This is a genomic window from Mycobacterium sp. MMS18-G62, from assembly GCF_053877835.1.
The window spans coordinates 326,010-348,088 of record NZ_CM132662.1; the positions used below are offsets into that span (position 1 = coordinate 326,010).

Consider the following 22,079-nt stretch of genomic DNA (forward strand, 5'->3'; position numbering starts at 1 on the left):
GTTCAGTGATACAGGTGCACCGACTGGTGCGTGGTCTGTTCGATCCTCGAGGACGCGCTCTGCAACAGCTCGGTGCCCAGCGCGATCAGACCGCGCGCGGCGGCGATCTCCTCGCCGATCATCGGCTGGCTGCTGTCCTTCGGGTTGCGGTAGGCGTCGCCCAACGTGGTGACCGTCTCGCCGGTGCCGCGCTGGGCCCGCACCGTCGCGTGCGTGTGGGTCTCGTCCTCGTCGAAGTCGATCTCGATGTGCCAGTTGGTGCTCAGATCCTTGTCGTACATCGCCATCACCCTCCAGCTACCAGGGTGCTCCGCGCCTGCGCCCGGCGCCAGATGTATTGGCGCTGAATCGTTGGTCAAATGCCGGATGACAGCGACGTTGCGCTCCTAGGCTTCGACGCAGACGTCGACCACAAGGAGCAGCCATGCCGAACGGTAAGCCGAACATTCTGGTCATCTGGGGCGACGACATCGGCATCTCGAACCTGAGCTGCTACAGCCGCGGCTTGATGGGTTACTTCACCCCCAACATCGACCGCATCGCCGACGAGGGGATGCTGTTCACAGACTCCTACGGCGAACAAAGTTGCACCGCTGGACGGGCGTCGTTCATTACCGGCCAGAGCGTCTATCGCACCGGCATGAGCAAGGTGGGCATGCCCGGGGTCGATGTCGGGCTGCAGAAGGAGGACCCGACGATCGCCGAGTTGCTCAAGCCATTGGGCTATGCGACCGGCCAGTTCGGCAAGAACCACCTCGGGGACCTCAACAAGTACCTGCCGACAGCGCATGGATTCGACGAGTTCTTCGGCAACCTCTATCACCTCAACGCTGAAGAAGAGCCGGAAAACCCCGACTACCCCACCGAGGAGGAAGCACCTCTACTGCGTCGGGCGCTCTTGCCGCGGGGCGTGGTTCACTCCTGGGCCACCGACGAAGATTCCGGCGAGGTCGACGAGCGGTACGGGCCCGTAGGCAAGCAGCGCATCGAGGACACCGGGCCCCTGACGAAGAAGCGAATGGAGACCATCGACGACGAAACCACCTCCGCGTGTGGCGATTTCATTCGGCGCCAGCACGACGCGGGCACGCCGTTCTTCGTCTGGATGAACATGACCCATATGCATTTCCGGACGCACACCAAGCCGGAGAGCCTCGGCCAGGCCGGGCGCTGGCAATCGCCGTACCACGACACGATGATCGACCACGACCGCAACGTCGGCCAACTCCTCGATCTGGTCGACGAGTTGGGCATCGCCGAGGACACCATCGTCATCTACAGCACCGACAACGGCCCTCATTCGAACAGCTGGCCCGACGGTGCCACGACTCCGTTCCGCAGCGAGAAGGCCACCAACTGGGAGGGCGCCTTCCGGGTCCCGGAGATGATCCGCTGGCCGGGAAAGATCAAGCCCCGCAGCGTGTCCAATGAGATCGTCCAGCATCACGATTGGCTGCCGACATTTCTGGCCGCCGCAGGGGACCCAGACATCGTCGACAAATTGAAGGCCGGCCACACCATCGGCGACCAGACGTACAAGGTTCACATCGACGGCTACAACCTGCTGCCCTATCTCACCGGCGAGGTGGCCAAGAGCCCGCGTCGCGGCATGATCTACTTTTCCGACGACTGTGACGTCCTGGGTATCCGGGCGGAGAACTGGAAGGTCGTCTTCATGGAGCAGCGCTGCCAGGGCACGTTGCAGCTGTGGCTCGAGCCGTTCACGAAACTGCGGGCGCCCAAGCTCTTCAACCTGCGTACCGATCCATACGAGCACGCCGATGTCACGTCGAATACGTACTGGGACTGGTTGATTGACCGAATCTTCCTCGTGCTCTACGGGTCCGCCATCGCGACGCAATTCCTGGAGACGTTCAAGGAGTTTCCGCCCCGGCAAGAGCCCGCGTCGTTCACCATCAACAACGCGGTCGAAGAGCTCAATAAATTCCTCGCCTCCAGGGGCGGGTGAGCGTGCTGGAGTCCTGGACCGACGGACCCACGAAGTCGGCGATCATCGACTTCGTCGACCAGGTCGTCGCCGACGTCGAAACCGATTCGCGGGTAGCGGTTTTCGACAACGACGGCACATTGTGGTGCGAGAAGCCGATGTACATCCAACTCGACTTCCTCATCCGCCGCTTTGCAGAGCAAGCCGATGCCGACCCGTCGCTGCGAGAGCGCCAGCCGTACAAAGCGGCGGCCAAGGGCGACCTGAAGTGGTTCGGCGAGGCCGTCGCCAAGCACTACCAGGGCGACGATGCTGACGTCAAACCCCTTGTGGGAGCGATACTTACCGCTCACCAGGAGATCACCGTCGAGGAACACCGTGACCGGGTCAGCGCGTTCTTCACCACGGCCACACACCCGACGCTGGAAAGGCCCTATACGTCGTGCGGGTACCGCCCGATGGTCGAGCTGCTGCGCTACCTCGAGGCAAACGACTTCACGTGCTACATCGTGTCTGGCGGGGCACGCGACTTCATGCGTCCGATCACCAGTCAGCTCTATGGAATTCCGCCCGAACGCGTGGTGGGAAGCTCGGTGGGTTTGGATTACCGGGATGGCGAACTGTTCACCACTTCGCAGCCGGAATTCCTCGACGATGGCCCGATGAAACCGGTGCGGTTGTGGAGCAGGATCGGTCGCAGGCCGATTCTGGCGGCAGGCAACTCCAACGGCGACATCGAAATGCTGGAGTTCACCAAGGGTATGCGCCTTTTGATTCTGCATGACGACGCCGATCGTGAATTCGGCTACACCGCAGGCGCGGAAAAGGCGCTCGAGCAGGCGGCGAAGGACGACTGGACCGTGGTCAGCATGCGCAACGACTGGACACACGTCTTTGACGAATGAACTCGTCTGGATTCCCGCGCAGACCGCGGTCCTGGGATCCGACCAGCGCTACGCCGAGGAGGGTCCCGCACGCTCGGTCAGCGTCGACGGATTCTGGATGCAGACCTATCCCGTGAGCAACGCCGAATTCGCCGAATTCGTCGCGGCCACCGGCTATCTCACGGTTGCCGAGCGTCCGCTGAACCCGCAGGACTATCCGGGTGCGCCCGCACAGAATCTGCAGCCAGGTTCGATGGTGTTCACCCGTACGGCGGGCCCGGTCGACCTGCGGCACCTCAACTTGTGGTGGACGTGGACGCCGGGGGCATCATGGCGGCATCCCGTCGGCCCGCACTCGTCGATCGACAAGCGTGCGGATCATCCGGTGGTCCACGTCGCCTATGCGGATGCCGACGCGTACGCGACATGGGCCGGTCTCGCGCTGCCGACGGAGGCGGAGTGGGAGATCGCGGCGCGCGGCGGCCTGGAACACGCCACGTACACATGGGGTGACGAGCCGGAGCAACCGGGGCAGCGGCTGGCCAACTACTGGCACGGCGACTTCCCGTGGCGTCCCGATCGGGGCTACGGCCGGACCACCGCCGTCGGCAGCTTTGCGTCCAACGCCTACGGACTGTTCGACATGGCCGGCAACGTGTGGGAGTGGACCGCCGACTGGTACGCGGACACCCGCGCCGGCGACCCGTGTTGCGAAGCCGGGAGCTACGACCCGCGCCAACCCCAATTTCGGGTGCCACGCAAGGTCATCAAGGGCGGCTCGTTCCTGTGCGCCGACGACTACTGCCTGCGGTACCGACCCGCCGCGCGGCGGCCTCAACCCGTCGACACTGGCATGAGCCACATCGGCTTCCGCTGCGTCAAGCGCTAGCGTATGGCTTCTGCCGCCTTCTTGATCGCGGCCAGCGTGGCGGGGATTCCAGTCTTCGCCGCCTCACGCCGCTTCTCGATCTCCACATCGGCCTGCGCACCGAGGCGCTCGCGGAATCCGGCGATGCCGCGCGGCAGGAACTCCCACGACTCGGTGAGCCGGGTGCCACCGTTCTCGGGTTCGAAGGCATAGCCCCAATACACCCAGCCGTTGTTGACTTCCCATGCAAATTCACGGCCGGGATCGGCGGACACCACCTGGCAGCGCGCCTCCCACGTCCGCTCCGGGGTCACGTTGCGTCCGGTGAACCATGCGCCTACCTGCGGACCTGCTCCGTCGTCCCACCAACACGCCTTGCAGACCGGGCTCCACTCGCCCATCCTCGTCACGTCCGACACCAGGGCATACAGGTCCTCCGGCGTCGCTGCCACGAAAATCGAATCCGACATCTTCAAATCGGTCACGGCTCGAGTCTGCTCTATTGCACTTTCGGCCCGCGAATGTGAGGTTGGAACGCGTTCTAATTCCGTCGTCGAAGGGCCTGGATGAGCACACAACGAATCGCGGTGGTCATCGGTGGAGCGTCTGGCATCGGCTGGGCTACGGCTCAGGCGCTTGCCGCCGACGGATGCCAAGTCACGGTGGCCGATCGCAACATCGACGGCGCGCGCACCAGGGCCGCCGAACTGGGCGACCCGCACACCGCCGCACACGTCGAGGTCACCGACGAGGGATCGGTGCAACGGCTGTTCGAGCAGATCGGCCCGCTGGACGTGGTCGTCAACTGCGCGGGATTCTCCACGGTCGGGCTGATCACCGACATGCCGGCGGAACAGTTCCGCGAAGTCGTCGACGTGTGCCTCACGGGCGCGTTCATCGTCGCCAAGTACGCCGGGCGCAGCCTGGGTCCCGGCGGCGTGCTCGTCTCGATCAGCTCGCTCAACGGGCGCCAGCCCGCCGCGGGGATGAGCGCCTACTGCGCGGCCAAGGCCGGGCTGTCGATGCTCACCCAGGTCGCCGCACTGGAGATGGGGCCGCGGGGAATTCGCGTCAACGCCGTAGCACCTGGCTTCGTGCACACTCCGCTCACCGAGCCGGCCGCGGCGGTACCCGGTGTCGTCGAGGAGTATCTGGAGAACACGGTGCTCGGCCGTGCGGGCACACCAGAGGACATCGCCAACGCGGTGGTGTATCTGTGTTCGCCTGCGGCGTCGTGGCTCACCGGTGAAGTGCTCGACCTCAACGGCGGCGCACACTTGAAGCGCTATCCCGACATCCTCCGCCATGTCATGAAACTGGCGGAGGCGCAATGAGTTTCGCGGGCAAGCAGGCGATCGTCACCGGCGCGGGCTCAGGCATCGGCGCTGCGTTGTGCCGCGCGCTGGCGGGCGCAGGCACGCATGTCGTGTGCACCGACATCGACGGCGACGCCGCGGACCGAACCGCCACGGCGCTCGGCGCCAACGCGCGTTCGGCTCGGCTCGACGTCACCGACGCCGCGGCTGTGCAGGCCGCCGTCGACGAGGTCGTGGACCGGACCGGCCGGCTGGACTTGATGTTCAACAACGCAGGCATTGTGTGGGGCGGCGACACGGAGCTGCTGACGCTCGACCAGTGGAACGCGATCATCGACGTCAACCTGCGCGGTGTCGTCCACGGGGTCGCGGCGGCGTACCCGCTGATGGTCAGGCAGGGCCATGGGCACATCGTCAACACCGCATCGATGGCGGGGCTGACCGCCGCCGGACAGATCACCAGCTACGTCGCGACCAAACACGCCGTCGTCGGGCTTTCCCTCGCGTTGCGCTCGGAAGCGGTATCCCGCGGGGTTGGTGTCCTGGTGGTCTGCCCTTCTGCGGTCGAGACGCCGATCCTCGATAAGGGCGCAGTCGGCGGGTTCGACGGACGGAACTATTTCCTTCAAGGCCAGGGCGTCAAGACCGCATACGACCCCGACCGGCTGGCCCGCGACACGTTGCGGGCCATCGAACGCAACAAGGCGATATTGGTGAAACCGCGTCTGGCGCATGCCCAGTGGCTATTGGCCCGGTTGTCGCCCGGTCTGATGCAACGCATGTCAGTCGGCTTCATCGAACGACAGCGCGCCAGCCAGGACGCCGCCCGCTCGCAGATCCGCTGAGCAAATACGCCTTTCGGGCCCCGCGGCCTGGCTAACGTTGCCGCAATGGATACCGAATTCACGGTGACGCAGAAGCGCGCGCTGGCCATCTGCACGGTGGCAGCCATCGCGTTCGGCGCGTACTTCCTGCGCGGCTATTTCATGCTGATCGTGGTAGCGGCTATCGCGGCGTACCTTTTCACGCCGTTGTTCAACTGGCTGAACAACCGATTCAGCAGAGGGCTGTCCGCGACGCTTACCCTGCTGGCGGCGCTCGCGGCCGTCATCATTCCCGTCGGCCTCCTTGTCCTTCTCGCGGTCGTGCAGATCAGCCACATGATCAAGAGCGTCGCCGACTGGATCGGCAGCACCGACGTCGGCGCGCTCGGCGACAAGGCGCTGGGGGTGGTCAACGAATTCCTCGCACGGCTGCCGTTCGCCAACAACGTTCATGTCACCGCTGATTCGGTGCGCGGCTGGATCACCAGCGTCGCCCAACACGTCGGCCAATGGGCGCTCGGTTTCCTGCAGACCGCAGCGGGCAGTGTGGTCGGCGGTATCACCGCCGCGATCTTGTTCCTCTACGTGTTCATTTCATTGCTGCTCAACAGCGATAAGGTGCGCACGCTGATCAGCCAGCTCAACCCGCTGGGTGAAGAGGTCACCGACCTGTACCTGGCCAAGATGGGCGCGATGGTGCGCGCCACCGTGCGTGGCCAGTTCGTCATCGCCCTGTGCCAGGGTGTCGCGGGGGCGGCGTCGATCTACATCGCCGGATTTCACCGCGGATTCTTCATCTTCGCGATCCTGCTGACTGCGCTGTCGATCATCCCGCTCGGCGGAGGCATCGTGACGATCCCGTTCGGAATCGGAATGATGTTCTTTGGCAACATTTTTGGCGGCGTCTTCATCATCGTTTGGCATCTGTTGGTCGTGACGAACATCGACAACGTCCTGCGCCCATTCCTGGTGCCTCGTGAGGCGCGCCTCGACCCCGCGCTGATGTTGCTCGCGGTGTTCGCGGGTATCACCATGTTCGGCCCCTGGGGCATCATCGTCGGGCCTGTGGTGATGATCGTCATCGTCACGACGATCAGCGTCTATCTGGCGGTGTACAAGGGTGTTCCGCTGGATCAACCCGATGAGGACGAAAAACGACAGCGCGGCAGGGTTTTCGGGTGGTTCGCGCGGCGGTTCAAGCGGGAAACGCCAGTTACTGATGCGGGCGCGGCGAGTTGACGGTTGCTCCGCGCTTTGCCCGCCTCATAGCGACTGAGTGCACGGTGGCCTCGTCTCTCTGCGCTGTCGCTCAAAGGCGGGCGAAAAGCGATATGACCCCGACGCGAGCCGCCGGTTACTTCAAACGCTCGCTGAGGAATTCGACGACGCGCTTGCGCGCCTCATAGGCGGGGTGCAGGTCGACCTCACGCACCTCCAACGTCAACACCGAATGGGCCATCTTGCCGAAGTTGTGCTCGTTGCCCTTCTTCGAGTTGATCTCGATGATCTCGAACGCGTCACCGAGCCGGTCCTTCAGCGTCTTGAACCGCGCCCCCGGCGACAACGGATCTTCACTGAACCGCAGGCCCAAAGCACACAGCCCGTCGTTGGCTGCCCGCTGTTCGACGATCTTCAGCTCGGCTTCCGACAGCCCCGGATCGCGTCGCTGTTTGGCCGTCAGCCCTATCGGCAGTGACGGCTGGCTCAGCACCGGCGCCAAGACGCTGTCATCGACCGCGGCCGCCAGCGCGAAGCCGCCGCTCCAGCACTGGCCGATCACACCGACACCCTTGCCCGGTGTCTTCTCGTTCAGGTCGCGAGCCAGCGCCCGCAGGTAGTGGGCGATCGGCCGGTCAGCGTTCGTCGCGAACGCCGCGAATTCCCTTGCCACACAACCGCGAAGCATCACCGGCACCGCACCCGGCCGAACGCCCGGTGCACCTGGAGTGCCGTAGAGCGACGGCGAGGCGACGGTGAATCCGTTGTCCACCAGATGATTACCGAGCGCCAGTACGCCTGGATGGATGCCGGGCATCTCGGGAATCAGCACCACACCGGGACCTTCGCCCTTGCGGTAGACGTCGTAGGTGAAACCGGCGGCCGAAAACGGCGAGGCGGTCCATCCGGTCAGGTCGGCTTCGGGAGCCGCCTGGCCGGCGACATTCGGATCAGGCGCGGTCATGGGCGACTCCTATTTGGCGGACAGCGGCGACTGGCTCTGCGTCGCTGCCGCAAGCGTACGGTACTCGTCCGTACCTGCGGCACCCGTTACGGCGATTTGGGCGGGGCCGCTCGGGCCGTTCAGCCGCGTCGTCCACACCGGCTCGGCCGGCTTACCCTCTTGTTCGCCGCCTTCGTACACCACCCACTTGACGCCGTTGACGTCCTGAGCACCGGTCGGTACCAGGCCCGGGTTGATGGAGGTCACCAGCTTGTCTTCGTCGGCATTGCTCTGGGTGAGAGCCAGATACATCCCGCTGGGCGTCAGGTAGCCGACGGTCGAGCTGACCGCGCGGGCGGCTTGACCCGACGGGTCTGTGCGCCCGGCATCGATGCCCTTGCGGCTGCCCGAGTTGGGCTGCCAGCCCTGCGGCAGCTGCGGCAGCCGGATCGGGATATGCAGGTCGTTTGCATCAGCCTGCAAAGCGGCTGGCGCGTCATACGAGGGCGCGGGACCCTTGCCCGGCCCGGTCGGCTGAAACGAGCACATGCCGAGCATCCCCGCCAGCACGACGCACGCGATCACCAGCGGCGCGATCGACCAGAACATGTCCCGGCCGTCCTGCAGCAGCCGCGGCTTGGCAGGCTTGGGCGCCGGAGCGGGCTGCGTCGTCATGGCCGCAAGTATCCCAGGTCCTGATCGCCGAACCCGTTCTGGGACAATCGGCGCATGAAACCGTCACGAGGGGAAGCCCCAGATCGCAACCTAGCCCTGGAGCTCGTGAGGGTCACCGAAGCCGGCGCGATGGCCGCCGGTCGCTGGGTCGGCCGGGGCGACAAAGAGGGCGGCGACGGCGCGGCGGTTGACGCCATGCGTGAGCTGGTCAACACGGTGTCCATGCGAGGCATCGTGGTCATCGGCGAAGGCGAGAAGGACAACGCGCCGATGCTCTACAACGGCGAAGAGGTCGGCAACGGCGACGGCCCGAACTGCGACTTCGCCGTCGACCCGATTGACGGCACCACGCTGATGAGCAAAGGCATCGCCAATGCGATCTCGGTGTTGGCGGTGTCGGAGCGTGGGACCATGTTCGACCCGTCCGCGGTGTTCTACATGAACAAGATCGCGGTCGGTCCGGAGGCGGTCGACGCGATCGACATCACCGCCCCGATCGGCGAGAACATCCGGCGCGTCGCAAAGGCCAAGAACGTCTCGGTATCCGATCTGACGGTGTGCATCCTGGACCGTCCACGGCATGCGCAGCTGATCGCCGACGTCCGCGCGGCCGGCGCCCGATGCCGCCTCATCTCCGACGGGGACGTGGCCGGCGCGATCTCCGCGTGCCGGCCCAACACCAGCACCGACATGCTCGCCGGAATCGGTGGCACCCCGGAGGGCATCATCGCTGCGGCGGCGATCCGCTGTATGGGGGGCGCCATCCAAGGCCAGCTGGCGCCGAAGGACGACGAGGAACGGCAGAAGGCGCTCGACCGCGGCTACGACCTGGATCAGATTCTCAGCACCGAGGATCTGGTGTCAGGAGACAACATCTTCTTCTGTGCCACCGGCGTGACCGACGGCGATCTGCTCAAGGGCGTCCACTACTACAGCGGCGGCTGCACCACGCAGTCCATTGTGATGCGGTCGAAGTCCGGCACGGTGCGGATGATCGAGGCCTATCACCGGCTGTCGAAGCTCAACGAATACTCCGCCATCGACTTCACCGGCGATTCCAGCGCCATTCAACCTCTGCCGTAACTAGAGAAGGGCACACATGACCGTCGACAGCGACAGCGACATTCGGACTGAATACCGCATCGAACACGACACCATGGGCGAGGTCCGGGTGCCGGTCACGGCGCTGTGGCGCGCGCAGACGCAGCGTGCCGTGGAGAACTTTCCGATTTCCGGCCGCGGGTTGGAGCGCACGCAGATCCGCGCGCTGGGACTGCTGAAAGGCGCCTGCGCACAGGTGAACAAGGACCTCGGGCTGCTGGCGCCGGAGAAGGCCGACGCGATCATCGCCGCGGCCGGTGAGATCGCCGACGGTCTGCACGACGACCAGTTCCCGATCGACGTGTTCCAGACCGGCTCGGGCACGAGCTCGAACATGAACACCAACGAGGTGATCGCCGGAATCGCCGCGCAGAACGGCGTGACCGTGCACCCCAACGACGACGTGAACATGTCGCAGTCGTCCAACGACACCTTCCCCACCGCGACGCACATCGCCGCGACGGAAGCCGCTGTGCGGCATCTGATTCCGGCGCTCGAAGTGTTGCACGAGTCGCTGTCCGGCAAGGCGCGGCAGTGGCGCACCGTGGTCAAATCCGGGCGCACGCACCTGATGGATGCGGTGCCGGTGACACTTGGTCAGGAATTTTCCGGCTATGCCCGCCAGATCGAGGCCGGCATCGAGCGGGTCAAGGCGACACTTCCGCGGCTTGGCGAGCTCGCGATTGGCGGCACGGCCGTCGGCACCGGCCTGAACGCCCCCGACGATTTCGACGAGCGAGTGGTCGCGGTGTTGACCGAGCAGACCGGCCTGGCCGAATTACGGGTGGCGGCAAACCATTTCGAGGCGCAGGCCGCGCGCGACGGGCTGGTCGAGGCGTCCGGTGCGTTGCGCACCATCGCGGTGTCGCTGACCAAGATCGCCAACGACATCCGGTGGATGGGATCGGGTCCGCTGACCGGTCTCGGCGAGATTCAGCTGCCGGATCTGCAACCGGGCAGCTCGATCATGCCGGGCAAGGTCAATCCGGTTATCCCGGAGGCGGTTACGCAGGTCGCGGCGCAGGTGATCGGTAACGACGCCGCGGTGGCATTTGGTGGCGCGTCCGGTGCCTTTGAACTCAATGTGTACATCCCGATGATGGCCCGCAACGTGCTGGAGTCGTTCAAGATCCTGACGAACGTCTCGAAGCTGTTCGCGGAGAGGTGCATTGACGGTTTGGTTGCGAACGAAGAGCGGCTGCGCGAGCTGGCCGAGTCGTCGCCGTCGATCGTCACCCCGCTGAATTCAGCGATCGGCTACGAGGAAGCCGCCGCCGTCGCCAAGCAGGCGCTGAAAGAGAAGAAGACGATCCGTCAGACCGTGATTGACCGCGGGCTGATCGGCGACAAACTCTCGGAAGAGGAACTCGACAAGCGCCTCGACGTGTTGGCCATGGCCAAGGTCAAGGACGGCGACTAGATCGGTCGTACCCGGGCTCCTCCGCGGGGCTGGCGCGTCTATTTGTCGCAACGGGGCCATATCGCCCCAACCTCACCCGATAGCTGCAATTCTGCAGTCATGCCTGATCGCATGGCGGCTCGCCCGATGGAGGCGAGAGCTGTTGCGGAGCTTCTGACCAGCGCGTCCAGCGCGCCGGCTGCGTTGATGATCGAGGGCGAGCCCGGCATCGGCAAGACGACACTGTGGTTGTTCGCGCAGGCGCAAGCGAATCAACTGGGCTTCCGGGTGTTGTCGGCACACGCGTCGGGGACAAAGTCCGTCCTGGCATATACATCGTTGGGCGACTTGCTGACCGGCGTCGACCCGATCACCTGGGCGGATCTACCGAGTCCGCAGCGCGCCGCAATCGATGAGGTCCTGCTGCGCGCACCCGCTGATTCCGCTACCGACCAACGTACCGTCGCGGCGGCATTCCTTTCGGTCATCGACCGGCTCACCGATGACGGACCCGTGCTGCTCGCGATCGACGACATGCAGTGGCTCGACCCGTCGAGCGCGCAGGTCATCGCCTTCGCCGGACGCCGGCTTTCGGGCCCCGTCGGCTTCCTCGGAACAGCGCGCACCGATACGGACGGGACGGCGACGACGAACTGGTTGCAGCTGCCCCGCCCCGACATGATCACCCGAATTCACCTCCGTCCCTTGACTGTTGGCGCCTTGAACAGTGTTGTCACAGAATGCCTTGGCCGGTCGCTTACCCGGCCGGCGTTGGTGCGAATCCATGAGGCATCCGGCGGGAACCCGTTTTACGCCATCGAACTCGCGCGAACGCTTGACGAACGGATGCCTGAGGGTGAGATCTCGCTGCCAGGCAGCCTTGCCGCGTTGGTGCGGGCCAGAATTGGCGCGCTTCGTCCGGAAGTTCACGAGGCTCTGCTGGCGGCGTCCTGCTTATCCGCACCGACGGTCGAGGTGATAGCGACCGCCACCGAGACCAACGCGGAACGGCTTGTCGATCTGCTCGAAGACGCTGAGGAAAAAGGCATCGTCGCGATTGACGGCAACAGGGTGCGCTTCACGCATCCGCTGCTTGCGCGGGGCGTCTACACCGACGCAACCGAAGTGCGACGCCACGCGATGCACCGTCGCCTCGCCACGATTCTCGACGAACCCGAATTGCGGGCCCGCCACCTGGCGCTGGCGTCGACGAGCGACGACCCTGTCACCCTGGCGGCGCTCGATGAGGCCGCGGAATCGGCACTCCGGCGCGGTGCCCCCGCGGCGGCGGCCGACCTGCTGAAGCTGGCGATCAGCCTCGGCGGTGATACGCCTGAACGCCGGATACGTTTGGCGACATGCTATTTCGACGCCGCCGATCCTGGCCCGACACGCCCGTTGCTGGAAGAGACCATCGCCAGCATGGCACCCGGGCGGCTCAGGGCGGACGCGTTGTTCACGCTCGCCAGGGTGCGCCTGCATGCCGACGGCTATCTCGAGGCGGCCGGACTGCTACAACGGGCGCTCGACGAGCCCGACGTCGATCTGGCTCAACGGGTTCAGATGCTGAGCCTGTTGGCGTACGCCCTGTTCAACATCGGCCAGCCGGAAGCCGGCGGAATCAAGGCGCAGGAAGCGGTCGCCGATGCCGAACGGCTAGGCCAGCCGGATTTATTGAGCCAAGCGCTCGGCGTGCGGGTGATGTTGGGCTTCCTTCGCGGCGACGGTGTCGACGAGGCGAGCCTGCGGCGTGCGCTTGAACTCGAAGACCCCGCGAAGCGCACGCCGATGGCCATCCGGCCGTCCCTGCTCAACGCGCTGCTGCTCGACTGGACCGGCCAACAGGAGCGGGCCTACCAGGAGATGCGGGCGATCCAGCGCCGCTGCTTCGAGGAAGGCGAGGAAGGCGATCTGATCCTCGTCGTCTTTTACATCGGCCTCAACACGATGTGGCGGGGCGACTTCGTGGAGGCCGCCCTCATCGCCGAAGACGCGATGGAACGAGCGTTGCAGCTCGGAGGCGACGTGCCACTGTTCGCGGCGCTGATACTTCGCGCATGGCTGGACATCTTCGCCGGCCGCGAAACGGAAGCCCGTCAGGCGGTGACCGACGCGCTGGCCGCCAGCGAGCGCAGCGAATCGCGCCGGCTGGCGGAGTGGGTGATCACGGGCCTGGGTTTCCTGGAGATCTCGCTCGGCAATTGGCATGAGGCACTGAGCGCGTTGCAGCCGTTGTTGGCGTCGCACCGCGCAGTGCCGGATTCGACCGAGATCGTCGCCGCGTCGTTCATCCCCGACGCGGTGGAGGCCTATGTGGAGTTGGGCCAGCTTGATGAGGCGGAGAAGCTTGCCGACGCACTTCAGCGCAACGGACGCCGGCTGGATCGCGCCTGGATGCTGGCGATCGGCGCCCGCTGCCGGGCGATGGTGCTTGCGGCCCGCGGCGATGCGGAAGCCGCGTTGCAAACCGCTGAACGAGCGATGGCAGAACACGATCGGCTCACGATGCCGTTCGACCGTGCACGGACCCAGCTACTCCTTGGCCGGCTTCAGGATCGCGTCCGCAACAGGGACGCGACCGCCACGCTGCACGAGGCGCTTACCGTCTTCGAGCAGCTTGACACCCCGTTGTGGGCCGACCGTGCCCGTGCCGAACTCGCGCGCACCGACCGCAGACCGCAGTCTCCCGACAAGCTCACCGCCGCCGAACAGCGCGTGGCGGAGCTCGCGGCGTCAGGGATGACAAATCGTGGTGTTGCGGGCTTGTTGTTCATCAGCCCCAAGACCGTGGAGGCCACGCTCGCGCGCGTCTACCGCAAGCTGGGCATCCGGTCGCGGGCCGAACTCGGAAATCGAATGGGTGAGTCTGGCGTGTAATGGGTAAACATACCGCCACGGACGTTGCCAGCCAGCGTCCCGCGTTCGATTCCAACCAAACTATGGACTGCTGGACCGTTAGCTGAGATTCTCTAGATTATGCCGGGGGTGGGCTCGCCAACCCGTCCGAGCGAGGTTCGGATGGTTGGTTCCTTCCTGACCTCGGCGGCCCGTGAGCCATCGGCGTTGCTGATCGAAGGTGAGGCCGGCATCGGCAAGACCACATTGTGGTTAACTGCGCTGGAGCAGGCGCAAGAGCGCGGATTTAGGGTGTTGTCTGCGCGAGCCGCGGCCGCGGAATCTGTGCTCGCCTATACGGTGCTGGCGGACCTGCTGGACGGCGTGGAGGCGTGGGCGTGGTCAGATCTGCCCGAGCCCCAGCAACTCGCAGTCGACAAGGTGTTGTTGCGCTCGGACAACGGCGCCGCGACGGACCAGCGTGCGGTGGCGGCCGCGTTCTTGTCGGTCGTCGAACGGCTCAGCGACGACGGTCCGATCGTGGTGGCGATCGACGACGTTCAGTGGATCGACGCCTCGAGCATGCATGTGATGGCATTCGCGGCACGGCGCCTCACCGGGCCGGTGGGAGTACTCGCCACGATGCGCACCGACACCGGGCGCGGCAGCGGCGCCGGCTGGCTTCAGCTGCCGCGACCCGACGCCCTCAACCGAATTGGATTGCACCCATTAGGTATTCATGATCTCAAGGCCGCGGTCTCGGCGCGGCTGCACCGGTCGTTTTCACGTACGACGATGGGCCGCATCCACGAGGTTTCCGGCGGAAACCCGTTCTATGCCATCGAATTGGCGCGGGAGATAGACGAACACGTCCCGGCGATCGAGACATCGCTACCGCGCACACTGGCCGACGTCGTAAGGGCGCGGATCGGCAATCTCGATCCCGATGTACACGACGCCCTGCTCGCCGCGTCGTGCGTGCCCTCCCCCACGGTGGAGCTCGTTTCGAGTGCGACGATCAGCGACGACGACCGACTGGTCGAAATCCTGGAAAATGCTGAGAGCAAAGGCATCATCGCGATCGAGGGGCACCGGATCCAGTTCGCGCACCCGCTGTTGGCGCGTGGCGTCTACACCGAGGCCGCGCCGGCGCAGCGCCGCACGATGCATCGCCGGCTGGCGGAGATCATCGACGAGCCGGAGCTGCGGGCGAGGCACCTCGCGCTCGCGGCGACGAGCGGCGACCCGCGCACACTGAAGGCACTCGATCAAGCCGCGGAGTCGGCGCGCAAGCGTGGTGCGCCGGAGGCCGCCGCCGAGCTCGTAGACCTGGCAATCGGGCTTGGCGGGGATACACCCGAACGCCGGCTTCTGTCTGCCCTGCATCACTTTGACGCCGGCGACCAGGATGTGGCGCGAGCCGTGCTCGAGGAAACGATCGAGCAGCTATCGCCGGGCAATCTGCGAGCGGAAGCGTTGAGCCGACTTGCCGTCGTGCGGCTTTACGGCGCCGGGTTTTTCGAGGGCACGCGTCTGCTGCGGCGCGCGTTGGGCGAGGCGGAACCGGACAGCCCGTTGCGGGTGCAGATATTGATCACGCTGGCGTACTCGATGCTCAACACCAACCAGATACAAGCCAGCGTGGCGACGGTGACCAAGGCGGTGACGCACGCCGAGCAACTCGGCGATCCCCACTTGCTGAGTATGGCACTCGGCATGCAGGCCATCCTTCGGTTCATCAACGGGGAAGGTCTCGATGACGTCAACCTTCGTCGCGCGGTGGAGCTGGAAGACCCGGAAGTATTCACGCCGTTGGTATTTCGTGCGTCGGTTCAGCACGCGCTGCTGATGTCCTGGAGCGGACACGTCGACGAGGGCCACCGCGAGATGCAGGCCATCCGCCGCCGATGCGTGGAGAGGGGCGAGGAGGGCGAACTCATCTTCATCGCCCAGCATGTGGTGCTCAGCAGCATCTGGCGCGGCGACTTCGGGGAGGCCGACCTGGTCGCCGAGGACGCGATGGAACGCGCGCGCCAGCTCGGCGGTGACACGCCGATGTTCTTGGCTCACGGGCTGCGGGCCAAGTTGGCTGTCTATGCCGGACTTGAAGCCGACGCGCGGCGTTCGGCAGATGAGGCGCTCGAAATCAGCAGGCGCACAGGCTCGTTCAGAATGGCCGAGCGGATTGTCGCCGCGCTGGGATTCCTGGAACTATCGCTTGGCAACTTTCAGGCCGCAGCCGCGACGCTGCAGCCACTGGTCAGCAAGTTCGATCCCGAGAGGAGCCCGACCGAACTTCCCAATGCGGCGTTCCTGCCCGACGCGATCGAGGCACTGGTGCAGTTGCGCCGGCTCGCCGAGGCGCAGCCCCTTGTGGAGGCGCTCGAGCGCAACGGCCGGCGGCTTGACCGTGCCTGGATGAAGGCCGTCGGCGCCAGGGGGCGAAGCATGTTGCAGGCTGCCCGCGGGGATCTCGATGCGGCCTGTTGCACTGCCGAGCGCGCGATGAAAGAACACGAGGGGCTGCCGATGCCATTCGAGAGGGCCCGAACGCTGTTGTTACTCGGGCAACTTCAGCGGCGGCAGCGCCGCAAGGAGGCGGCGTCGGCGAGCCTGCAGGAGGCATTCGACACATTCGAGAAGCTGCCGGCGCCGCTGTGGGCCGACCGCGCCCGCGCCGAACTCGTCCGCGCGAACGTCGGTCCGCGCCGGAGCGGGCAGCTCACTCCCTCCGAGCAGCGGGTCGCCGAGCTGGCCGCGTCGGGCATGAAAAACCGCGACGTCGCGACGGCACTGTTCATAAGCCCGAAGACCGTCGAGGCGAATCTGGCGCGGATCTACCGCAAGTTGGGCATCAAGTCGCGGGCCGAGCTCGGTCGGCACATGAGTAAAACCTAGACCCTCCATGTGTAGGGAAACACCCTATTTCTCAACGCTCTTGAGCGAATTAGCGTCGACCCGGCCGAGTGCGTCATGCCAAACGGAGGAGGATCGGTGCCCCAGAACATCCCCGCTACCTTTGCCCCGCAGAGCCACGCAGGCCTGGTCACGACGGGAACTAGCCAACCCGCTCTGCGCACCGGCTTCGCGGTGTTGGGCCTGGTCTCACTGCTCGACCTGCCGAAGGCCGAGCGTGCCGATCGGGTGGTGGCGCTGAGCGGCGCGGCCGCAGCGGGGTGGTTTCTGGTGCGGGGCCGCCGCCGCTAAGCCCCGTTGTTGGGGCCACCGGAGTTAGCGCCCTCGATATCGGTAATCGGGAAGTTCGGCATCGGCTTGGGCGACGGTGTGTTCGGCAGTGTCGGAATCTCCGACGGCGGGATGTCGGTGATGTCGTTGACCGGCGGCCCGTTTTCCCGGCTGCCGTAGGTGCTGCCCGGCTCGCGCGGCCCAAGCAGCTGGCTGACCGTCACCAAGTGGTAGCCGTTGGCCTTCAGCACAGGGATGAACTGGTAGACCACGTCGACCGTGCTCGAGTACGTGTCGTGGAACAACACCACCGAGCCCGGCTTGATCTGCGTCCTGAGCATGTACGTCGTCGCGGCGGTGTTCGCGTCGTTGATCCAGTCGAAAGGCACGACATCCCAGTTGATGTCGGCCATGCCCTGCTGCTTGGCCGCCGCGAGCACCTTGTCGTTGATCAGCCCGCCTGCCGTGCGCAGCAGGTTGGGCCGCTGGCCGGTGGCGGCTTGTATGGCGTCGTTGGCCTTGGAGATCTGGCTGGGAATCAAGTCCGGCGGGATGGTCGTCATGTTGGGGTGTTCCCACGTGTGGTTGCCCACCTCCATGCCGGCGTCGAGTATGCGTTTGGCGCCTGCGGGGTTGGCCGCGACCTTGTTGCCGATCAGGAAGAACGTCGACTTCGCGTCGTTGTCCTTGAGGATCTGCAGCAGCCGGTCGGTGTACGGGCTCGGCCCGTCGTCGAACGTCAGCGCCACGCACTTGACCTGTGAGCAGTCGACGCTGTCGGCGCCGGCCTTGCGAATGTGGCCGGTGAGCCCGCCGACGACCAGCACCGTGGCGGCGGCAAGCACACCCAAGACGGTGCGCCAGTACCTCCAGGCCTGGTTATCGGGTCGCTTCGGCACGCCCGAAGCCTACCGACTAGTGACTTCGCACTACGGAAGGGCGCCGGGGCTGATCTCCTCGAGCATCTCGGTGACCAGCGCCGCGATCGGCGACCGCTCGCTGCGCAGCAGCGTGATGTGAGCGAACAGCGGGTGGCCCTTGAGCTTCTCGATCACCGCGGCCACGCCGTCGTGGCGGCCGACCCGCAGGTTGTCCCGCTGGGCGACATCGTGGGTGAGCACGACACGCGATCCGGCGCCAAGGCGCGACAGCACGGTCAGCAGCACGTTGCGTTCTAGTGACTGCGCCTCGTCGACGATCACGAACGAGTCGTGCAGCGAGCGTCCGCGGATGTGGGTCAGCGGCAGCACCTCGAGCATGCCGCGCGACAGCACCTCTTCGAGCACCGCCGGGCTGGCCAACCCCTCCAGCGTGTCGAAGACGGCCTGCGCCCACGGTCCCATCTTTTCGCTCTCACTGCCTGGCAAATAGCCGAGGTCCTGGCCGCCGACCGCGTACAGCGGCCGGAAGACGACGACCTTGCGATGCGTGCGGCGTTCCAGCACGGCCTCCAGCCCGGCGCACAGCGCAAGCGCCGACTTGCCGGTGCCCGCCTTGCCGCCGAGCGACACGATGCCGACGGATTCGTCGAGCAGCAGGTCCAGCGCGACCCGCTGCTCGGCGGAGCGGCCGCGCAACCCGAACACCTCGCGGTCGCCGCGCACCAGCTGTACCCGCTTCTCGGCGTTGACCCGCCCGAGCGCATGCGAGCTTCCACCCAGCAGCCGAATACCGGTGTGGCATGGCAGATTACGCGCTGACTCCAGGTCGATCTCGCCGTCGGCGAACAGCGCGTCGATCTCGTCGGTGGAGACTTCGATCTCGTCCATCCCCGTCCAGCCGGACGTGATGACGTCTTGGGCGTGATACTCGTCGGCGGACAGACCGACGGCACCCGCCTTCACGCGTAGCGGAATGTCCTTGCTTACCAACGTGACTCGCTTGCCCTCGGCGGCGAGGTTCGCCGCGCAGGTCAGGATCCGCGCATCGTTGGTCTCGGTCCGGAAGCCCGCGGGCAGCACCGTGGGATCGCTGTGGTTCAGTTCGACGTGCAGCGTGCCGCCTTGCGTCCCAACGGGTATCGGCTGATCCAGCCTTCCGTGCTCGAGCCGCAAATCGTCGAACAACCGCAGTGCCTGCCGGGCGAACCAGCCAAGCTCGTGATGATGCCGCTTGGCTTCCAGTTCGCTGATGACCACGAGCGGGACCACAACTTCGTGTTCGGCAAACCTCGTGCAGGCCCAGGGATCCGACAGCAGCACGGAGGTGTCGAGCACGTAAGTCCGCAAGGGCGAATCAGTCACGTAGCGCTCCTCGAGCCCGCGTGGCCCCCGCGAACCTTCGGCGAGACACCGCGGTACGAGGACCGGGGCCGGTCCTCTCGTGATCGAAACGATCGGTACCGCCCGGACAGCAGAGCAGGACGCTAGCCATCGAGAAACGACGCTACTCTCGCTTTGGCATTCGCGCCGTGCAGGCGCGCCGTGGCTAACTACCTCAGACGAACTGCTTGAGCCGCGGCTCGTCGGCCAGGCCCCACGCGGTGATGCGATCGGCGATCACCTGACGCAACTGATCCGGTCCGAAGATGCCCGCCTCGGCCATGTTCGCGACCTTGTCCGCATACGCGTCGATATCGGCGCCGACCACTTGGAGTTCGCCGGCGCGGCGTGCGATCGCGTCGATCGTCTCGTCGCGGGAAGACGTCAGGAGGTGCGCGACGAGGTTCGCGAAGAACTCTTCGTGCCGCTCCTCGTCACGGGCGATGCGCCCGACCAGACCCTTCAGTACGGGCTCGGTGATCTGCGCTTCCAGGTTGCGGCAGAACACGGCGTGCTCACGCTCGAAGAACGCCATGAAGACCAACCGCTCGATCTGGCTGTAGGTGTCGGCGCGGTAGCCCTTCATCACGTGCTCGACGCGCACGTCCTCGTTGGCGGCCGGATCGATTTCGCGGGTCACCACGAGGTAATTGCGCAGCGCGATCGCGTGCAGGTGCTCCTCGGCGGTCCAGCGGCCGATCCAGCGGCCCCACTTCTCCTCGAGGATGAAGCTGAAGACGAACTCACGGTGATAACCGGCGAGGTTGTCCTTGGTGATTTGCAGGATTTCCAGCGCGTCAGTGACGGTCGTGGGCAGCGTCACCTCGGACGGATCCCAGTCCCGGCCGCCCAGGAAGGCGAAGTTCTCGCCCTGGTCAAACGGCACGTAGTCGTGCGCGTACCAGAGGTCTTCTGAGTCGATGTGACGACGGAGTTCCTGCTGGACGACCGGCTCGAGTTCGAGGATCAGCGCGTTAGGAACAGGTTTCTGTGCCATGCAGTTACAGTAACCCAATTCTGTGGGTTTCGTAAAATTCCGGTCCGGCGCGCCGCGCCGCTAGAGCGTGAGGCCTGGGTACAGCGGATTGGCGGCCAGCAACTCGGCCGATGCGGCGTGCACCCGGTCAGCGGTGCCGTCGGCCAGCACGTATTTGGCCTTGGAGGTGCCCTCCGGCTGGGTGTTGCTCAGCACGTCGACGATCAGTTCGGCGACCCGATCGAAGTCGTCGGGGCCGAACCCGCGGGTGGTCAGCGCGGGAGTACCCAAGCGGATGCCGCTGGTGTACCAGGCGCCGTTCGGGTCGGCCGGGATGGAGTTGCGGTTGGTCACCACACCGGCGTCCAGCAGTGCCGACTCGGCCTGGCGGCCGGTGAGGCCGAACGACGTAACGTCCAGCAGCACGATGTGGTTGTCGGTGCCGCCGGTGACCAGCCCGGCGTCACGCTTGAGGAAGCCGTCGGCGAGCGCCTGGGCGTTGTCGGCGACACACTGGGCATAGGTCTGGAACGACGGCTGCCTCGCCTCCGCGAGCGCGACGGCCTTGGCCGCCATCACGTGAGAAAGCGGACCGCCCAACACCATTGGGCAACCCTTGTCGACCGCGTCGGAATACTCGGGCTGAGCCAGCACCATCCCGCCACGCGGACCGCGCAGCGACTTGTGCGTCGTGGTGGTCGTGACGTGGGCGTGCGGAACAGGGTCCTCGTCGCCGGTGAACACCTTGCCTGCGACCAGCCCGGCGAAGTGGGCCATGTCGACCATCAGCGTCGCGCCGACCTCGTCCGCGATCTCACGCATCGTCGCGAAGTTGATCCGTCGGGGATAGGCGGAGTATCCGGCCACGATGATCAGCGGCTTGAACTCGCGAGCCGCTGCGGCCACCGCGCCGTAGTCCAAGAACCCAGTATCGGGATCCGTTCCGTAGCTGCGCTGGTGGAACATCTTGCCCGAGATGTTGGGCCGGAAGCCATGGGTGAGGTGCCCGCCGGCATCCAGTGACATGCCCAGCAGCCGTTGGTTGCCGAGCTTGCTGCGCAGCTGCTCCCAGTCGGCTTCGGACAGGTCGTTGATGTGCTTGGCGCCGGACTCCGCCAGCGCGGGCGCCTCGACCCGGGTGGCCAGGATCGCCCAGTACGCAACGAGGTTGGCGTCGATGCCGGAGTGCGGCTGGACGTAGGCGTACGGCGCGCCGAACAGCTCGCGGGCGTGCTCGGCCGCGACGCTCTCGACGGTGTCGACGTTCTGGCAGCCGGCGTAGAAGCGGTGGCCGATGGTGCCCTCGGCGTACTTGTCGGAGAACCAGCTGCCCATGGTCAGCAGAACGGCCGGCGACGCGTAGTTCTCGCTGGCGATCAACTTGAGCGAATCACGTTGGTCCGCAAGCTCTTTGCGTGTCGCCGCGGCGATACGAGGCTCGACGGACTCGATGACCTGCAGCGCTGCCCGATACGCCTCACTGGCGGTATCGGCGTAGTCGGCGCCGGGAGCGGTGACGGTGGTCGCGGTGCGGTCTGCTGCCATGGGGTTCAGCCTAATCGGGCAGCCGACGGCCGTTGCTACAGGCGTCTCGGATGTCTCTAGCTCGCGACCAACCCATGGTCGTCCCCGGGTAGTGGTTGTG

Annotated in this window: 19 protein-coding genes; 11 read left to right on the top strand and 8 right to left on the bottom strand. The window is 65.7% G+C overall.

Annotated features, from left to right (window positions below):
- Positions 1 to 2: 2 nt before the first annotated feature.
- On the bottom strand, positions 3 to 281 hold the full coding sequence (locus ACWW36_RS01605; RefSeq protein ID WP_456139868.1) for a DUF1876 domain-containing protein: 279 nt from the start codon (positions 279 to 281) through the stop codon (positions 3 to 5).
- Positions 282 to 424: 143 nt separating this feature from the next.
- On the opposite strand from ACWW36_RS01605, the gene ACWW36_RS01610 reads away from it, so the two are divergent.
- Genes ACWW36_RS01610 through ACWW36_RS01620 form a run of 3 tightly spaced genes read left to right on the top strand, consistent with a single transcriptional unit; the run spans position 425 to position 3,721 of the window.
- Positions 425 to 1,969 carry an arylsulfatase gene (locus tag ACWW36_RS01610; RefSeq protein ID WP_456139869.1) on the top strand — a complete coding sequence of 515 codons (1,545 nt, stop codon included), beginning with the start codon at positions 425 to 427 and terminating at the stop codon, positions 1,967 to 1,969.
- Positions 1,970 to 1,971: 2 nt separating this feature from the next.
- Entirely contained in the window at positions 1,972 to 2,853 is an 882-nt protein-coding gene (locus ACWW36_RS01615) for an HAD family hydrolase (RefSeq protein WP_456139870.1), read from the top strand.
- Positions 2,843 to 3,721: a formylglycine-generating enzyme family protein gene (locus ACWW36_RS01620; RefSeq protein ID WP_456139871.1), complete on the top strand. Its 879-nt coding sequence runs from the start codon at positions 2,843 to 2,845 to the stop codon at positions 3,719 to 3,721. The genes ACWW36_RS01615 and ACWW36_RS01620 overlap by 11 nt, the downstream gene beginning before the upstream one ends.
- Here the strand turns inward: ACWW36_RS01620 and ACWW36_RS01625 are convergent.
- The gene (locus tag ACWW36_RS01625) at positions 3,718 to 4,170 is read right to left on the bottom strand and encodes an SRPBCC family protein (RefSeq protein ID WP_456142335.1); all 453 of its coding nucleotides are present in this window, start codon (positions 4,168 to 4,170) and stop codon (positions 3,718 to 3,720) included. The genes ACWW36_RS01620 and ACWW36_RS01625 overlap by 4 nt on opposite strands.
- 96 nt (positions 4,171 to 4,266) lie before the next feature.
- On the opposite strand from ACWW36_RS01625, the gene ACWW36_RS01630 reads away from it, so the two are divergent.
- The 3 genes from ACWW36_RS01630 to ACWW36_RS01640 are packed head-to-tail and all read left to right on the top strand — an operon-like array spanning position 4,267 to position 7,079.
- A complete protein-coding gene (locus ACWW36_RS01630) occupies positions 4,267 to 5,034 on the top strand; it encodes an SDR family NAD(P)-dependent oxidoreductase (protein WP_456139872.1) in 768 nt (255 codons plus the stop codon).
- Positions 5,031 to 5,861, top strand: coding sequence for an SDR family NAD(P)-dependent oxidoreductase (locus ACWW36_RS01635; RefSeq protein WP_456139873.1), 831 nt, complete (start codon positions 5,031 to 5,033; stop codon positions 5,859 to 5,861). The genes ACWW36_RS01630 and ACWW36_RS01635 overlap by 4 nt, the downstream gene beginning before the upstream one ends.
- A 45-nt stretch (positions 5,862 to 5,906) precedes the next feature.
- Positions 5,907 to 7,079: an AI-2E family transporter gene (locus ACWW36_RS01640; protein WP_456139874.1), complete on the top strand. Its 1,173-nt coding sequence runs from the start codon at positions 5,907 to 5,909 to the stop codon at positions 7,077 to 7,079.
- 115 nt (positions 7,080 to 7,194) lie between these two features.
- On the opposite strand, the gene ACWW36_RS01645 is transcribed toward ACWW36_RS01640, so the two are convergent.
- Together ACWW36_RS01645 and ACWW36_RS01650 are read right to left on the bottom strand one after the other, a co-directional pair.
- A complete protein-coding gene (locus tag ACWW36_RS01645) occupies positions 7,195 to 8,022 on the bottom strand; it encodes a dienelactone hydrolase family protein (protein ID WP_456139875.1) in 828 nt (275 codons plus the stop codon).
- A 9-nt stretch (positions 8,023 to 8,031) separates the two neighbouring features.
- The gene (locus ACWW36_RS01650; protein WP_456139876.1) at positions 8,032 to 8,676 is read right to left on the bottom strand and encodes a DUF4245 domain-containing protein; all 645 of its coding nucleotides are present in this window, start codon (positions 8,674 to 8,676) and stop codon (positions 8,032 to 8,034) included.
- A 54-nt stretch (positions 8,677 to 8,730) separates the two neighbouring features.
- On the opposite strand from ACWW36_RS01650, the gene glpX reads away from it, so the two are divergent.
- From glpX to ACWW36_RS01675, 5 genes are all read left to right on the top strand, one after another.
- Entirely contained in the window at positions 8,731 to 9,759 is a 1,029-nt protein-coding gene (gene glpX, locus ACWW36_RS01655; protein WP_456139877.1) for a class II fructose-bisphosphatase, read from the top strand.
- 16 nt (positions 9,760 to 9,775) lie between these two features.
- Positions 9,776 to 11,197 (top strand): class II fumarate hydratase, encoded by a 1,422-nt coding sequence (locus tag ACWW36_RS01660; RefSeq protein ID WP_456139878.1) that lies wholly within the window; start codon positions 9,776 to 9,778, stop codon positions 11,195 to 11,197.
- Between the two features lie 99 nt (positions 11,198 to 11,296).
- Complete coding sequence (locus ACWW36_RS01665) at positions 11,297 to 14,053, top strand: ATP-binding protein (protein ID WP_456139879.1); 2,757 nt, start codon at positions 11,297 to 11,299, stop codon at positions 14,051 to 14,053.
- A gap of 141 nt (positions 14,054 to 14,194) precedes the next feature.
- Positions 14,195 to 16,909 (top strand): helix-turn-helix transcriptional regulator, encoded by a 2,715-nt coding sequence (locus ACWW36_RS01670; protein ID WP_456139880.1) that lies wholly within the window; start codon positions 14,195 to 14,197, stop codon positions 16,907 to 16,909.
- Between the two features lie 96 nt (positions 16,910 to 17,005).
- Positions 17,006 to 17,218 (top strand): hypothetical protein, encoded by a 213-nt coding sequence (locus ACWW36_RS01675; protein WP_456139881.1) that lies wholly within the window; start codon positions 17,006 to 17,008, stop codon positions 17,216 to 17,218.
- Here ACWW36_RS01675 and ACWW36_RS01680 read toward each other — a convergent pair.
- The 4 genes from ACWW36_RS01680 to ACWW36_RS01695 all read right to left on the bottom strand — a co-directional run bounded on the left by ACWW36_RS01680 (position 17,215) and on the right by ACWW36_RS01695 (position 21,979).
- Positions 17,215 to 18,096, bottom strand: a complete 882-nt coding sequence (locus ACWW36_RS01680) for a polysaccharide deacetylase family protein (protein WP_456139882.1) — start codon at positions 18,094 to 18,096, stop codon at positions 17,215 to 17,217. The genes ACWW36_RS01675 and ACWW36_RS01680 overlap by 4 nt on opposite strands.
- 30 nt (positions 18,097 to 18,126) lie before the next feature.
- Entirely contained in the window at positions 18,127 to 19,440 is a 1,314-nt protein-coding gene (locus ACWW36_RS01685) for a PhoH family protein (RefSeq protein ID WP_456139883.1), read from the bottom strand.
- Between the two features lie 193 nt (positions 19,441 to 19,633).
- The gene (locus tag ACWW36_RS01690) at positions 19,634 to 20,455 is read right to left on the bottom strand and encodes an acyl-ACP desaturase (protein WP_456139884.1); all 822 of its coding nucleotides are present in this window, start codon (positions 20,453 to 20,455) and stop codon (positions 19,634 to 19,636) included.
- A gap of 60 nt (positions 20,456 to 20,515) precedes the next feature.
- Positions 20,516 to 21,979: a glycine hydroxymethyltransferase gene (locus ACWW36_RS01695; protein WP_456139885.1), complete on the bottom strand. Its 1,464-nt coding sequence runs from the start codon at positions 21,977 to 21,979 to the stop codon at positions 20,516 to 20,518.
- Positions 21,980 to 22,079 lie beyond the last annotated feature (100 nt).